This window comes from Enterobacter sp. EGD-HP1, assembly GCF_000733275.2.
Lineage (GTDB): Bacteria > Pseudomonadota > Gammaproteobacteria > Enterobacterales > Enterobacteriaceae > Enterobacter.
This window is the reverse complement of the sequence record NZ_AVOP01000034.1, coordinates 163,057-177,697: the sequence shown is the minus strand read 5'-3', so window position 1 is coordinate 177,697 and position 14,641 is coordinate 163,057. Positions and strand designations below refer to the sequence as shown.

Below are 14,641 nucleotides of genomic sequence, written 5' to 3'. Positions count from 1 at the left end.
GCGAAATCCCTATAATTGCCGCGTTTGACGCTCCGGCGTCGTCCTTCCTTAACATCCAGGTTAATCAGGTCGCTAAATTTATGACTGATAAGTCTCATCAGTGCGTCATTATAGGCATCGCCGGCGCATCGGCTTCAGGTAAAAGTCTAATTGCCAGTACGCTTTATCGCGAACTGCGTGAACAAGTAGGTGATGAGCATATCGGCGTCATTCCCGAAGACAGCTATTACAAAGATCAATCCCATCTGTCGATGGAAGAACGCGTCAAAACCAACTATGACCACCCTAATGCGATGGATCACAGCTTGTTGTTCCAGCATTTAGAAGCGCTTAAGAGCGGCCAGGCGATCGAACTGCCCGTTTACAGTTACGTAGAACACACCCGCACCCAGGAAACCATCCGCATCGAGCCGAAAAAGGTCATTATCCTCGAAGGCATCCTGCTGCTGACCGACGCTCGCCTGCGTGAATCCATGAACTTCTCGATTTTCGTTGATACCCCGCTGGATATCTGCCTGATGCGCCGCATCAAGCGTGACGTGAATGAACGCGGCCGTTCGATGGACTCCGTCATGGCGCAATACCAGAAAACGGTCCGCCCGATGTTCCTGCAGTTTATTGAACCCTCCAAACAATACGCCGATATCATCGTGCCGCGCGGAGGTAAAAATCGCATTGCTATTGATATCTTAAAAGCGAAAATCAGCCAGTTTTTTGAATAAGCCGCGTGAATTGTGTACCGTTCAGAGATAACCTGGTTTTACCCTGAGCGCTTACCGCCTCAGGGTACGATGCATGAAAGGAGAAAGTGCCGTGCGTCTTTGCGATCGCGATATAGAAGCCTGGCTGGATGAAGGCCGTTTGTCTATTACCCCACGTCCACCTGTTGAGCGTATCAATGGTGTGACCGTTGATGTACGGTTAGGCAATAAATTCCGCACCTTTAGCGGTCATACTGCACCGTTCATTGACCTTAGCGGGCCGAAGGACGAAGTCAGCGCCGCGCTCGATCGCGTGATGAGTGACGAAATCGTTATCGACGAGGGCGAAGCTTTTTATCTGCATCCAGGTGAACTGGCCCTCGCGGTGACGTTTGAATCCGTCACCCTGCCTCCTGACCTGGTCGGCTGGCTTGATGGTCGTTCTTCGCTGGCGCGACTGGGGCTGATGGTGCACGTAACCGCGCACCGTATCGATCCAGGCTGGTCGGGGCGTATCGTGCTGGAGTTCTTCAATGCCGGTAAATTGCCGCTGGCGCTGCGTCCGGGCATGATGATCGGCGCGTTGAGCTTTGAACCGCTGTCAGGCCCGGCAGATCGTCCTTATAACCGTCGGCAGGACGCAAAATATCGCGACCAGCAGGGCGCGGTTGCCAGCCGTATTGATAAAGACTGATCGTTAGTCCATTGAGGATGCCATGAGAAGAGTTCTGACAACGCTGATGATTTTGCTGGTGGTGCTGGTGGCCGGCCTTTCGGCGTTGGTTCTGCTGGTTAACCCCAACGATTTCCGCGCTTACATGGTGCGGCAGGTCGAAGCACGCAGTGGTTATCAACTGAAGCTTGACGGGCCGCTGCGCTGGCACGTCTGGCCACAGCTCAGCATTCTCTCTGGCCGCATGTCGCTTACGGCGCCGGGGGCATCCCAGCCGCTGGTGTCCGCAGACAACATGCGCCTTGATGTGGCACTGATCCCGCTCATTTCCCATCAGCTGCAGGTTACGCAGGTGATGCTGAAAGGTGCGGTGATTCAGCTCACCCCGCAAACCGAAGCCGTGCGAGATGCGAATGCCCCGGTTGCGCCGCGCGAAAATACCCTGCCTGATGAACCGTCTGATACAGGCTGGTCATTTGATATTGGCAAACTGAAAGTCGCCGATAGCGTGCTGGTTTTCCAGCATGAGCATGCAGAACAGGTGACTGTTCGCAACATTAACCTGCAGATGGAACAGGATGCTCACCATCTTGCGTCGGTGGAGTTTAGCGGACGCGTGAATCGCGATCAGCGCGATTTGACCCTGTCGCTGAATGCCAGCGTCAACGCCTCAGACTATCCACATCGGCTTACGGCTGACATCCAGCAGCTGGACTGGCAGCTGACGGGAGCCGATCTCCCCACTCAGGGGATCACCGGGCAGGGAACGCTTCAGGCCGTCTGGCGCGAAGAGCAAAAGCAGCTGGAGCTGGATAATCTCAACCTGCAGGCAAATGACAGTAGTCTGAAGGGGCAGGCGAGCGTCACGCTCGAAGAGAAGCCGAAGTGGGTACTGGATCTGCAGTTTGACAAGCTCAATCTGGAAAACCTGCTGCCACCGCTGCCAGCCAGCGCCACGGACAGCGATGCCACGCAGACGGGGCAAAGCCAGGCAACGGTAGTATCACGGCCGGTTATCTCGTCTAATCTTGACCAACCTGACTATAACGCCCTGCGCGGATTCACGGCGGATATTCTGCTGAAAGCCAATAGCCTGCGCTGGCGCGGTATTGATTTCACCGACGTGAGCAGCCAGATGTTTAACCATAACGGTTTGCTGGTGATCTCCGAACTGAGCGGTAAGATGGGCTCAGGGAACATCTCGCTGCCCGGCACGCTGGATGTCCGTAAAGACGTTGCCAGCGCCGCATTCCAGCCGCGTCTCGATAACGTTGAGATAGGCACCATCCTGAAAGCGTTTAACTATCCGATTGCCCTGACGGGGCAGTTGACGCTTGCGGGTGACTTCTCAGGTACGAAAATTGATGCCGATGCTTTCCGCCGCGAGTGGCAGGGGCAGGCGCATCTTGATTTGAAAAACTCCCGCATGGAAGGGCTTAACTTCCAGCAGCTGGTGCAGCAGGCGGTTGAGCGCAGCAGCGATGTGAAAGCTCAGGATAACTACGACAGCGCCACGCGCCTCGACAGCTTCACCGCGGACCTGACGCTGGACAACGGCCAGCTCTCTCTCGACGGAATGCAGGGCACCTCTTCACTGTTATCAATAACCGGTGAAGGTAAGCTGGATCTGGCGAAAGAGACGGCGGACACGCGCTTCAACGTGCGGGTACTTTCCGGCTGGCAGGGGGAGAGCAAGCTCATCGACTTCCTGAAGGAGACGCCGGTCCCGCTGACCGTATATGGCAAATGGCAGGCCCTGAATTATAGTCTGCAGGTGGATCAGATCCTGCGTAAGCATCTGCAGGATGAAGCGAAACGTCGGCTTAGCGGCTGGGCGGATCGTAATAAAGATTCACAGGACGGCAAGGATGTGAAGAAGCTGCTGGATAAGCTTTGATGCCTGCTGTGCCGGGTGGCGGCTTCGCCTTACCCGGCCTACAAAAGCCTGACGCCGTTGTGCCGGGTGGGCGGCCAACAAAAATCTGACGTCGTAGGCCGGGTAAGCGCAGCGCCACCCGGCTTTTTTACACCTCAAAATCCAGTTCTTCTTCATCCCGCAGCGGAATGAGCTGAACCTTCTGCACGCGATGGTTTTCAATCTGCAGCGTTTTGAGCAGATAGTCGCCCACCTGAACCGCTTCTCCCGGCTGTGGGATACGCTGCAAATACTCCATCAGCAGACCGGCAATAGTGTGATATTCCCGTTTTTCATCCAGCGGCAGCGGCACAAATTGTACCAGGTCTTCAAGCGGCATATGGCCGTTAGCCGTCCACGAACCGTCTGCGTTTTTCTGAATGTCATGGCGAGCGTCAATCTCATCCACCTCGTTTGGCAGATTACCGGCGATGGTTTCCATTACGTCGCTGAGCGTGACCAGCCCTTCCACCGAACCAAACTCATCCACCACAAAGGCAAAGTGGGTGCGGGCGTTGCGGAATTGCTCAAGGGCGGAAAGCAGCGGTAGCCCCTCCGGGAAAACCAACGGCTGGCGTACCAGGGCGCGCAGATTGAGCGCCTCGCCGTGCAGCTGCTGCTGGAGCAGGTCAATAACGTGCACCACGCCCAGCAGCTCCTCTTCCTCTTCACCGCCGGTCACCACCACGCGGGTATGCTGGTTTTTATCCAGCAGGGCGCGAATGTGCTCTTCCGGGGCCGTCAGGTCGATATGCTCAATGTCATGCCGTGAGGTCATGATGCTGCTGACCGTTCGCTGATTCAGATTGAGTACTCGCTCGATCATCCGTCGTTCCTGCGGGTCAAAGATCTGCCCGTCGCTGTGATCGGCCAGCATGGCGGAGGATTCTGCGTCCAGCTCCGCATCCTCTTTCTTACCGCTTAACAGGCGCATAACCGTGTCGGCCGTGCGCTGGCGCAGGGTCTGATTCGCGGACAGGAAGCGGCGGCGGTTAAATATCGCCAGCTGGTTAAGCGCTTCAATCATGACAGAGAAGCCGATGGCGGCGTACAGGTAGCCTTTCGGAATATGGAAGCCAAAACCGTCGGCTACCAGGCTAAAGCCAATCATCAGCAGGAAGCTCAGACAGAGTATCACGATGGTCGGGTGACTGTTCACAAAGCGGGTCAGTGCCTTGCTGGCCATCATCATCAGCGTGATGGCAATAATCACCGCCGCCATCATCACCGCAAGGTGGTCCACCATCCCGACGGCGGTGATCACCGAGTCGAGGGAGAAGACCGCATCCAGCACCACGATTTGCGCCACGACAGGCCAGAATCTTGCTCCGCGGCGCTGGGTTGGGTTCTCGCTGTCTTTGCCCTCCAGCCGCTCATTGAGCTCCACCGTGGCTTTGAACAGCAGGAACAACCCGCCGAAGAGCATGATGAGATCGCGGGCGCTAAAACGTAGACCGTGAATGGAGAACAGAGGCTGAGTGAGCGTCACCAGCCAGGAGATAGAGGCCAGCAGCAGTAAGCGCATCACCATCGCCAGCAGCAGGCCCGTCACGCGCGCGCGGTCGCGCTGGGAAGGGGGCAGTTTTTCAGCGAGGATGGCGATAAAGACCAGATTATCAATCCCGAGCACTAACTCGATGACGACCAGCGTAACCAGCCCGGCCCAGATTGAGGGATCGGCAATCCATTCCATAGTAATAGCAATACCTTCTGTTATATGACGAATGTCACACTTCGATCATGGATAAAGCTGGGGGAAATTGCAATGCCAGGCTGAGATTTCTCTTAATACGACGGTTAAAAGAGAGAGCAATCTCAACAGGGTGTAAATAAGCGAAATACGTATATTTAATTACAAAGAGGGCACTTTAGGATATATCGCAGTTAATGGTTTTTAGTTTCTTTTTGTCAATATAAAGAAAATCCTAAAAGGTCAAAAATTTGCTCTTAATATTAATCTTAAAAACCGATATTAGGACAGTTGTCTCCTTGCCTGCTATTAGGTTAGCTGCAACAATTCTCCCAGCATCAAATGTTAAATCTCGGTGTTGCTATTATTGTTCGGTCTTCAGGGAAGGTTATTCATTATCCGTCAGGTTTCTCAAGCGACTGATATATTTCCTGAAGACCTTGCTCAAGAGGGTGTCTATCCATAACACATTGTTTAGTCAGTGGATTGGTAACTGAAAGCCAAGGGCGGTAGCGTGCCTGAAAGCGTGTGAATCAGCCTCGATTATTCTGTCAATAGCCAATGGATGAATAAGCTTTTTTTAGGACTGATGCCAGTTATATTTCTATTTGATTAACTGCATGCTGAAACCCAATACGACGCGAGCTTATTTAAATTGCACAGGATAATTACTCTGCCAAAGTGATAAATAATCAATGATGAAATCCAAAATGAAATTGATGCCATTATTGGTGTCTGTGACCTTGATGAGTGGTTGCACGGTCTTTCCCGGCAGCAATATGTCAACAATGGGTAAGGATGTGATCAAACAACAGGATGCCGATTTTGATCTCGACAAAATGGTGAATGTTTATCCACTTACGCCACGTCTGGTCGAACAATTACGCCCACGCCCAAATGTTGCCCAGCCGAATATGTCGCTGGACCAGGAAATTGCCTCCTACCAGTACCGCGTGGGGCCGGGTGACGTGATCAACGTGACCGTCTGGGACCACCCTGAACTGACGACGCCAGCGGGCCAGTACCGCAGCTCAAGCGACACCGGTAACTGGGTGCAGTCAGATGGCACCATGTTCTATCCCTACATTGGTAAAGTTCATGTTGCAGGGAAAACGCTTGCCGAGATCCGTAGTGATATTACCGGCCGCTTAGCGCAGTACATCGCCGATCCGCAGGTGGACGTTAATATCGCCGCATTCCGCTCGCAAAAAGCCTATATCTCCGGCCAGGTGAACAAATCCGGTCAGCAGGCCATCACCAACGTTCCTTTGACCGTACTGGATGCCATTAACGCCGCGGGAGGGTTAACCGACGGTGCCGACTGGCGCAACGTGGTGCTGACCCACAACGGGAAGGAGCAGCGCATTTCGCTGCAGGCGCTGATGCAAAACGGCGATCTGACCCAGAACCGCCTGCTCTATCCGGGCGACATTCTCTACGTGCCGCGCAACGACGATCTGAAAGTGTTCGTGATGGGTGAAGTGAAGAAACAGAGCACCCTCAAAATGGACTTCAGCGGTATGACCCTGACCGAAGCGCTGGGCAATGCGGAAGGCATCGACCTGACCTCGTCGAACGCCAGCGGTATCTTCGTTATCCGTCCGCTGAAAGGCGAGGGTACAAAAGGCAAGATTGCCAACATCTACCAGCTGGATATGTCCGATGCGACCTCTCTGGTGATGGCAACGGAGTTCCGTCTCCAGCCATACGATGTGGTGTATGTCACCACCGCGCCGGTTGCCCGCTGGAACCGTCTGATCAACCAGTTGCTGCCAACCATCAGTGGCGTTCGCTACATGACGGATACGGCGCGCGACATTCATACCTGGTAATCCGCGATGTTTAACAAAATTCTGGTGGTATGCGTGGGGAACATCTGCCGTTCCCCTACGGCTGAACGGTTGTTGAAACACTACCAGCCTGAACTGACCGTTGATTCGGCAGGGCTGGGTGCACTGGTCGGTAAAGGCGCCGATGAGCGCGCGACGAGCGTGGCGCGGGATCATCACCTTTCTCTCGATGGCCACGTGGCACGCCAGGTCACTGGTCGCATGTGCCGTGAGTATGACCTGATCCTGACGATGGAAAAACGCCATATTCATGCGCTGTGCGATATCGCTCCGGAGATGCGCGGCAAGGTGATGCTGTTTGGTCACTGGGACAATGAACGTGAAATCCCCGATCCGTATCGCAAAAGCCATGAGGCCTTTGAGGCGGTTTACACCTTACTTGACCAGTCTGCCCAACAGTGGGCGCAGGCACTGAAAGTTCAGCAGGGATAACAATGACAGAAAAAACAAGACCTTCTGCCGCCCCGACTTCGGGCAGTGATGAAATTGATATTGGGCGCCTGGTCGGCACTGTTGTAGAGGCAAAGTGGTGGGTGCTGGGCATTACCGCCGTGTTTGCCGCGGCGGCCGTCGTCTACACGCTGTTCGCCACCCCGATCTACAGCGCCGACGCGCTGGTGCAGATCGAGCAGAATACCGGCAACTCGCTGGTGCAGGACATTGGTTCCGCGCTGGCAAACAAACCGCCGGCATCCGACGCTGAAATTCAGCTTATTCAGTCACGTCTGGTGCTGGGTAAAACGGTTCACGATCTCGGGCTCGATATCTCCGTCACCAAAAATACCTTCCCAGTCTTTGGTGCCGGCTGGGATCGTCTGATGGGGCGCAGCAATGACACCGTAAAGGTTACTGACTTTGTGCTGCCGAAAGGGGCGGGGGATCAAACATTTACCCTGAAGGTGCTTGGCCCGAAACAGTATCAACTGACCAGCGATGCGGGCTTTAGCGCGCGCGGCGAAGTGGGGCAGATGCTGACCAAAGACGGCGTCAGCATGATGGTCAGCGCCATCAACGCTCAGGAGGGCGGTGAATTCACCGTCACCAAATTCTCCACGCTGGGGATGATCAACAATCTGCAAAACAACCTGACCGTCACCGAAAACGGTAAGGACACCGGCGTGCTGAGCATGACCTTTACCGGTGAAGATAAGGATCAAATCCGCGACATCCTGAACAGCATTACCCGCAACTATCTTGAGCAGAACGTTGAGCGTAAGTCGGCGGAAGCGGCGAAAAGCCTGGCCTTCCTCGCGAAACAGCTCCCGGAAGTGCGCGCCCATCTGGATGACGCTGAGAACAAGCTGAACGCCTATCGTCAGGATAAAGACTCCGTTGACCTGCCGCTGGAGGCGAAATCGGTCCTTGATTCGATGGTCAACATTGACGCGCAGCTCAACGAGCTGACCTTCAAAGAGGCGGAAATTTCCAAGCTTTATACCAAACGTCACCCGGCCTACCGTACGCTGCTGGAGAAACGCCGCACGCTGGAAGAAGAGAAGGCGAAGCTCAATGACCGCGTGACCGCGATGCCGAAAACGCAGCAGGAGATCGTGCGTCTGACCCGCGACGTGGAATCCGGACAGCAGGTTTACATGCAGCTGCTGAACAAGCAGCAGGAGCTGAAAATCACCGAAGCCAGTACCGTTGGTGACGTGCGCATCGTCGACCCGGCCATTACCCAGCCTGGCGTACTGAAGCCGAAGAAAGCGCTGATTATTCTCGGCAGCATTATTCTCGGCCTGATGCTCTCCATCGTGGGCGTGCTGCTGCGTTCGCTGTTTAACCGCGGTATCGAAAGCCCGCAGGCGCTGGAAGAGAGCGGTATCAACGTCTATGCCAGCATTCCGCTGTCCGAGTGGCAAAAATCCCGTGACAGCGTCAAAACCATCAAGGGCGTCAAGCGTTACAAACAGAGCCAGCTTCTGGCGGTGGGTAACCCGACCGACCTCGCTATCGAAGCGATCCGTAGCCTGCGTACCAGTCTGCACTTCGCCATGATGCAGGCCAAAAACAACGTCCTGATGTTAACCGGCGTCAGTCCGTCCATCGGTAAAACCTTCGTCTGCGCCAACCTGGCGGCGGTGGTCAGCCAGACCAACAAGCGCGTGCTGCTGATCGACTGCGATATGCGCAAGGGCTACACCCACGAGCTGCTGGGCACCAACAACGTTAACGGTCTGTCAGAAATCCTGCTCGGCAAAGGGGAAATCAGCCAGAGCGCGAAACCTACGACGGTGCCGAAATTTGACCTGATCCCACGCGGTCAGGTGCCGCCTAACCCGTCCGAGCTGCTGATGAGCGAACGCTTCACCGAGCTGGTGGAGTGGGCGAGCAAAAACTACGACCTGGTGCTGATCGATACGCCGCCGATTCTGGCCGTGACCGACGCCGCCGTTGTTGGTCGCCACGCTGGCACCACGCTGATGGTGGCGCGTTACGCGGTGAACACCCTGAAAGAGGTGGAAACCAGCCTGAGCCGCTTCGAGCAGAACGGCATTGAGGTGAAAGGGGTGATCCTGAACTCCATCTTCCGCCGGGCCACCGGGTACCAGGATTACGGCTATTACGAGTACGAATATAAATCTGACAGTAAATAAAAAAACACACCCCTCACCCTGACCCTCTCCCCAAAGGGGAGAGGGGACTGTTCGGTGCTGGATTTGGGGGATGAACGTAATGATAACCACTGGCTGCCTTTCACCCTCTCCCCTTTGGGGAGAGGGCCGGGGTGAGGGGAAAAAATGACCACACAACGCCCTTTAGTTTCAATCTATATGCCGACATGGAATCGTCAGCAGCTGGCGATCCGCGCAATCAAATCCGTCCTGCGACAGGATTACGATAACTGGGAGCTGATTATCGTTGATGACTGCTCTTCCTCGTATGAACAGCTGCAAAAGTTTGTGACTGACCTCAACGACCCGCGGGTGGTCTATACGCATAACGCCATTAACTCCGGCGCTTGTGCGGTGCGTAACCAGGCGATTATGCAGGCCAAAGGGCAGTATCTGACCGGGATCGACGACGATGACGAATGGACGCCGAACCGCCTGTCTATCTTCCTGTCGCATAAAGAGCAGCTGGTCACGCACGCTTTCCTGTACGCCAACGACTATGTCTGCCAGGGCGAGGTTTATTCGCAGCCCGCAAGTCTGCCGCTGTATCCGAAATCACCGTACTCTCGCCGCCTGTTCTACAAGCGCAACATTATTGGTAACCAGGTCTTCACCTGGGCGTGGCGATTCAAAGAGTGCCTGTTCGATACCGAACTCAAGGCCGCGCAGGATTACGATATCTTCCTGCGCATGGTGGTGGAATACGGCGAGCCGTGGAAAGTGGAAGAGGCCACGCAGATCCTGCACATCAACCACGGGGAGATGCAAATCACCTCCTCGCCGAAGAAGTTCTCCGGCTACTTCCATTTTTACCGCAAGCACAAGGACAAGTTTGACCGCGCCAGCCGTAAATATCAGCTCTTTACCCTCTATCAGATCCGCAATAAGCGCATGAACTGGCGCACGCTGCTGACGCTGCTGTCCGTGCGTAACGGCAAGCGCCTGGCTGATGGACTCCGGGGGAAATAATGTTTCTGGAAGATTGCCGCGCTAACAGCTGGAGCCTGCGTCCGTGCTGCATGGTTCTGGCGTACCGCATCGCGCACTTTTGCTCGGTGTGGCGTAAGAAAAATGTGCTGAACAATATCTGGGCGGCACCCGTGCTGGTGCTGTACCGCATCATCACCGAATGCTTTTTTGGCTATGAAATTCAGGCCGCTGCCACCATTGGCCGCCGCTTTACCATCCATCACGGCTATGCGGTGGTGATCAACAAGTTTGTGGTCGCCGGGGATGATTTCACCATTCGTCATGCGGTCACCATTGGCAACCGCGGGCCTGACAGCCTGGCCTGCCCGGTCATCGGCAATAACGTCGAGCTGGGCGCGAACGTGGTGATCGTTGGTGACATTACGATTGGTAATAACGTCACGATTGGTGCTGGCAGCGTGGTGCTGGACAGCATTCCGGATAACGCGCTGGTGGTGGGAGAAAAGGCCCGCGTGAAGGTGATTAAATGAACATTCTGCAATTTAACGTACGCCTCGCAGAAGGCGGAGCGGCAGGCGTGGCCCTGGATCTGCACCAGCGCGCGCTGCAAAAAGGACTTCAGTCTCGTTTTATTTACGGCTACGGCAAAGGCGGCAAGAAAAGCGTCAGCCACGATAACTTCCCGCAGGTGCACAAGCACACGCCGCGTCTGACCTCGATTGCCAACATTGCGCTGTTCCGCCTGTTTAACCGCGATCTGTTTGGCAACCTGAACAATCTTTACCGCACGGTTACCCGCACCACGGGCCCGGTTGTGCTGCATTTTCACGTGCTGCACAGCTACTGGCTGAATCTGGAAGAGGTGGTGGCGTTTTGCCAGAAGGTGCAGGCCCACAAGCCCGACACCCGCTTTGTCTGGACGCTGCACGATCACTGGAGCGTGACCGGCCGCTGCGCGTTTACCGACGGCTGCGAAGGCTGGAAAGATAACTGCCAGAAGTGCCCGACGTTAAGCAATTACCCGCCGGTGAAGGTGGATCGCGCGCATCAGCTGGTCGCCGGAAAGCGTCAGCTGTTCCGCGACATGCTCTCGCTCGGCTGTACGTTTATCTCCCCGAGCCAGCACGTGGCCGATGCCTTCAACAGCCTGTACGGGGTAGGGCGCTGTCAGATTATCAACAACGGCATCGACGTGGCGACGGAAGCCATTCTTGCCGATCTGACCCCGGTGGCGGAAACCGCGGGCAAACCAAAAATCGCTATCGTTGCGCATGACCTGCGTTACGACGGTAAAACCAACCAGCAGCTGGTGCGCGACATGATGGCGCTGGGTGACAAAATTGAGCTTCATACCTTCGGCAAGTTTTCACCGTTCGAAGGGGCCAACGTGGTAAACCACGGATTTGAAACCGACAAGCGCAAGCTGATGAGCGCGCTGAATGAAATGGACGCTCTGGTGTTCAGTTCCCGCGTGGATAACTACCCGCTGATCCTCTGTGAAGCGCTCTCTATCGGCGTGCCGGTGATCGCCACCCACAGCGATGCGGCGCGTGAAGTGCTGGAGAAATCCGGCGGGAAAACCTTTGCGGAGCAGGAGGTTCTGCCTCTGGTACAGCTGCCGAAGGCGCAGATTGCTGAGAGCGTTTTTGGCACTGACCTGGAATCGTTCCGCAAGCGCAGCCGCAAGGCCTACAGTGGACAACAGATGCTGGAGGAATATGTCTCGTTCTATCAGAATCTGTAGTTATCTGCTGCTGCCGCTGATCTACCTGCTGGTCAACGTCAAAATTGCCCAGCTCGGCGAAAGCTTCCCGATAACCATCGTGACCTTCTTGCCCGTTCTGCTTCTGCTGTATGTCGATAAAATCAACCTGAAGAAGCTGATGATAGCCTTAGGGTTGGGCTCGGGCCTGACGCTGTTTAACTACATCTTTGGCCAGTCGCTGGATGCCAGTAAATACGTCACGTCGACCATGCTGTTTGTTTATATTGTCATTATTATCGGTATGGTCTGGAGTATTCGGTTTAAAACTATTTCTCCGCACAATTATCGGAAAATCCTTAGGTTCTTTTATATTGCCGTTGCGCTAATTGTTATGCTTGCCGCGCTGGAGATGGCGCAAATTATTCTCACCGGCGGCAGCAGCCTGATGGAGATAATTTCGAAATATCTCATTTACAGTAACAGCTATGTATTGAACTTCATCAAGTTTGGCGGGAAGCGTACTACAGCCCTCTATTTTGAACCGGCGTTTTTCGCTCTGGCGTTAATCTCAATTTGGCTCAGCATCAAACAGTTTGGTATCAAAACCCCTAAGACCGATGCTATGATTCTTGCAGGAATTGTTCTGTCTGGATCGTTCTCAGGGGTAATGACATTTATCCTGTTTTACCTGCTGGAGTGGGCGTTCCAGTACCTGAACAAAGATGCGATTAAGAAAAAACTGCCGCTGGCGATTATCTCCCTGACGGTATTTATGGTAGGCGTGATATTTGCCTTCCCGTACATCTCAGAACGTCTGGGTGATTTGGGAACGGAAGGGTCTTCGTCCTATTATCGCATCATAGGGCCGCTGGTGATGGTGGGTTATTCCTTAACCCATATTGATGGGGTAGTAAGATTCGGCTCACTTTACGAATATGTTGCATCATTCGGAATCTTTAACGGTGCGGATGTCGGTAAAACCATAGACAATGGTCTGTATCTGTTAATTATTTATTTTTCGTGGTTCGCCGTACTGTTGACCCTGTGGTATCTGTTTAAAGTTTTCAAAATGATGATTAACGCGTTTGGTGATAACCAAAACTTTCGCGTTCAGCTTTATCTGTTTACTCCGGTGTCGCTGTTTTTTACCGGGTCAATATTTAGCCCGGAATATGCTTTCTTGATTGTCTGTCCGTTTATTCTGCGCAAGGCGCTTAATATTACGAACGTATGACGAAATGAGGTGATTTATGTTTCTTAGCGTCATTACTGTCGCTTTTCGTAATTACGAAGGGGTGGTAAAAACCTGGCGCTCGCTGCGCAACCTGGCGCGCGATCCAAGCCTCACCTTTGAGTGGATTGTGGTCGACGGCGGCTCGAACGATGGCACGGCGGAGTTTCTGGAAAAACTCAACGGTGAGTTCAACTTACGCTACATCAGCGAGAGAGATAAAGGCATCTATGATGCGATGAATAAAGGCATCAGCATGGCGCAAGGCCGTTATGCCATCTTCCTGAATTCGGGCGATATTTTCCATGATGACGTGACGCTGTTTGCCCGTCAGCTGGTTCGCCAGAAAGAGGACGCTATGTATATTGGCGATGCGCTGCTTGATTTTGGCGACGGACATAAAGTATGCCGCAGCGCGAAGCCAGGCTGGTATATCTACCACAGCTTACCGGCCAGCCATCAGGCCATTTTCTTCCCGGTAAATGGTCTGAAAAAACAGCCTTACGATTTGCAGTATAAAGTGTCTTCCGATTATGCGCTGGCAGCCAGCCTGTATAAATCAGGTTACCCGTTCCGTCGAATTAAAGGGCTGGTATCTGAATTCTCAATGGGCGGCGTGTCAACGTCTAATAATCTGGAACTGTGCCAGGACGCCAAAAATGTACAGCGTAAAATATTACGCGTGCCGGGGTTCTGGGCGGAATTGTCTTATTTATTACGCCTGCGTACCACAGGCAAAACGAAAACCTTATATAACAAAGCCTGAATATAAGGAAATGCAATGCAGGATTTAAAAGGTTTCTCCGTGCCGAAAGGCTTTCGGGGCGGGAACGGTATTAAAGTACAGCTGTGGTGGGCCGTTCAGGCAACATTATTTGCCTGGTCGCCGCAAATACTGTACCGCTGGCGTGCTTTTTTATTGCGCCTGTTTGGCGCAAAAATCGGAAAAAACGTAGTCATCCGACCTTCTGTGAAAATTACCTATCCGTGGAAATTAACGCTGGGGGATTACGCATGGGTCGGGGATGACGCGGTGTTATATACCCTGGGCGAAATTACGATTGGCGCAAATTCGGTGGTTTCACAGAAATGTTATTTGTGCACCGGCAGCCACGACTTTATGAGCCAGCATTTTGATATTACCGCTTCGCCTATTGCGATCGGTGAAAAATGCTGGCTGGCAACGGATGTTTTTGTTGCACCGGGTGTTTCTGTTGGCGATGGCACGGTAGTCGGTGCCCGCAGCAGCGTTTTTAAATCGCTACCGGCAAATAAAGTTTGCCGTGGCAACCCCGCAGTGGTGATACGCGAACGCGTTGAAACTGATTAAA

The 14,641-nt window shown here is 53.8% G+C and carries 13 protein-coding genes; 12 read left to right on the top strand and 1 reads right to left on the bottom strand.

Features of this window, described 5'->3' with window-relative positions; genetic code table 11:
- Positions 1–80: 80 nt before the first annotated feature.
- From udk to asmA, 3 genes are all read left to right on the top strand, one after another.
- Positions 81–722 (top strand): uridine kinase, encoded by a 642-nt coding sequence (gene udk / locus N037_RS19580; protein ID WP_008500855.1) that lies wholly within the window; start codon positions 81–83, stop codon positions 720–722.
- Between the two features lie 91 nt (positions 723–813).
- Positions 814–1,395, top strand: a complete 582-nt coding sequence (dcd, locus tag N037_RS19575; protein ID WP_023312408.1) for a dCTP deaminase — start codon at positions 814–816, stop codon at positions 1,393–1,395.
- A 22-nt stretch (positions 1,396–1,417) separates the two neighbouring features.
- Positions 1,418–3,271, top strand: coding sequence for an outer membrane assembly protein AsmA (gene asmA, locus N037_RS19570; protein WP_032642831.1), 1,854 nt, complete (start codon positions 1,418–1,420; stop codon positions 3,269–3,271).
- A 127-nt stretch (positions 3,272–3,398) separates the two neighbouring features.
- Here asmA and N037_RS19565 read toward each other — a convergent pair whose 3' ends face one another.
- Positions 3,399–4,982 (bottom strand): TerC family protein, encoded by a 1,584-nt coding sequence (locus N037_RS19565; RefSeq protein WP_032642830.1) that lies wholly within the window; start codon positions 4,980–4,982, stop codon positions 3,399–3,401.
- A 692-nt stretch (positions 4,983–5,674) separates the two neighbouring features.
- Here N037_RS19565 and N037_RS19560 point away from each other — a divergent pair.
- From N037_RS19560 to wcaF, 9 genes are all read left to right on the top strand, one after another.
- Positions 5,675–6,811 (top strand): polysaccharide export protein, encoded by a 1,137-nt coding sequence (locus N037_RS19560; RefSeq protein WP_023336278.1) that lies wholly within the window; start codon positions 5,675–5,677, stop codon positions 6,809–6,811.
- Positions 6,812–6,817: 6 nt separating this feature from the next.
- Entirely contained in the window at positions 6,818–7,261 is a 444-nt protein-coding gene (gene wzb / locus N037_RS19555; protein WP_023312405.1) for a low molecular weight protein-tyrosine-phosphatase Wzb, read from the top strand.
- A 2-nt stretch (positions 7,262–7,263) separates the two neighbouring features.
- Positions 7,264–9,426 (top strand): tyrosine-protein kinase Wzc, encoded by a 2,163-nt coding sequence (gene wzc / locus N037_RS19550; protein WP_032642829.1) that lies wholly within the window; start codon positions 7,264–7,266, stop codon positions 9,424–9,426.
- Positions 9,427–9,570: 144 nt separating this feature from the next.
- Positions 9,571–10,413, top strand: a complete 843-nt coding sequence (wcaA, locus tag N037_RS19545) for a colanic acid biosynthesis glycosyltransferase WcaA (RefSeq protein ID WP_023312403.1) — start codon at positions 9,571–9,573, stop codon at positions 10,411–10,413.
- Positions 10,413–10,904: a colanic acid biosynthesis acetyltransferase WcaB gene (wcaB, locus tag N037_RS19540; RefSeq protein WP_032642828.1), complete on the top strand. Its 492-nt coding sequence runs from the start codon at positions 10,413–10,415 to the stop codon at positions 10,902–10,904. Before wcaA ends, wcaB begins: the two co-directional genes overlap by 1 nt.
- Complete coding sequence (gene wcaC / locus N037_RS19535) at positions 10,901–12,118, top strand: colanic acid biosynthesis glycosyltransferase WcaC (RefSeq protein ID WP_032642827.1); 1,218 nt, start codon at positions 10,901–10,903, stop codon at positions 12,116–12,118. The genes wcaB and wcaC overlap by 4 nt, the downstream gene beginning before the upstream one ends.
- Entirely contained in the window at positions 12,093–13,313 is a 1,221-nt protein-coding gene (gene wcaD, locus N037_RS19530; RefSeq protein WP_032642826.1) for a colanic acid polymerase WcaD, read from the top strand. The genes wcaC and wcaD overlap by 26 nt, the downstream gene beginning before the upstream one ends.
- 16 nt (positions 13,314–13,329) lie before the next feature.
- Positions 13,330–14,076, top strand: a complete 747-nt coding sequence (gene wcaE / locus N037_RS19525; RefSeq protein WP_032642825.1) for a colanic acid biosynthesis glycosyltransferase WcaE — start codon at positions 13,330–13,332, stop codon at positions 14,074–14,076.
- A gap of 15 nt (positions 14,077–14,091) precedes the next feature.
- A complete protein-coding gene (wcaF, locus tag N037_RS19520) occupies positions 14,092–14,640 on the top strand; it encodes a colanic acid biosynthesis acetyltransferase WcaF (RefSeq protein ID WP_023336272.1) in 549 nt (182 codons plus the stop codon).
- Position 14,641 lies beyond the last annotated feature (1 nt).

What these genes read in the sequence shown, in the direction of transcription:
- udk (WP_008500855.1), top strand. Translation starts at nt 81, where the DNA reads ATGACTGATAAGTCTCATCAGTGCGTCATTATAGGCATCGCCGGCGCA.
- asmA (WP_032642831.1), top strand. Translation starts at nt 1,418, where the DNA reads ATGAGAAGAGTTCTGACAACGCTGATGATTTTGCTGGTGGTGCTGGTG.
- N037_RS19565 (WP_032642830.1), bottom strand. Translation starts at nt 4,982, where the DNA reads ATGGAATGGATTGCCGATCCCTCAATCTGGGCCGGGCTGGTTACGCTG.
- N037_RS19560 (WP_023336278.1), top strand. Translation starts at nt 5,675, where the DNA reads ATGATGAAATCCAAAATGAAATTGATGCCATTATTGGTGTCTGTGACC.
- wzb (WP_023312405.1), top strand. Translation starts at nt 6,818, where the DNA reads ATGTTTAACAAAATTCTGGTGGTATGCGTGGGGAACATCTGCCGTTCC.
- wzc (WP_032642829.1), top strand. Translation starts at nt 7,264, where the DNA reads ATGACAGAAAAAACAAGACCTTCTGCCGCCCCGACTTCGGGCAGTGAT.
- wcaA (WP_023312403.1), top strand. Translation starts at nt 9,571, where the DNA reads ATGACCACACAACGCCCTTTAGTTTCAATCTATATGCCGACATGGAAT.
- wcaB (WP_032642828.1), top strand. Translation starts at nt 10,413, where the DNA reads ATGTTTCTGGAAGATTGCCGCGCTAACAGCTGGAGCCTGCGTCCGTGC.
- wcaC (WP_032642827.1), top strand. Translation starts at nt 10,901, where the DNA reads ATGAACATTCTGCAATTTAACGTACGCCTCGCAGAAGGCGGAGCGGCA.
- wcaD (WP_032642826.1), top strand. Translation starts at nt 12,093, where the DNA reads ATGTCTCGTTCTATCAGAATCTGTAGTTATCTGCTGCTGCCGCTGATC.
- wcaE (WP_032642825.1), top strand. Translation starts at nt 13,330, where the DNA reads ATGTTTCTTAGCGTCATTACTGTCGCTTTTCGTAATTACGAAGGGGTG.
- wcaF (WP_023336272.1), top strand. Translation starts at nt 14,092, where the DNA reads ATGCAGGATTTAAAAGGTTTCTCCGTGCCGAAAGGCTTTCGGGGCGGG.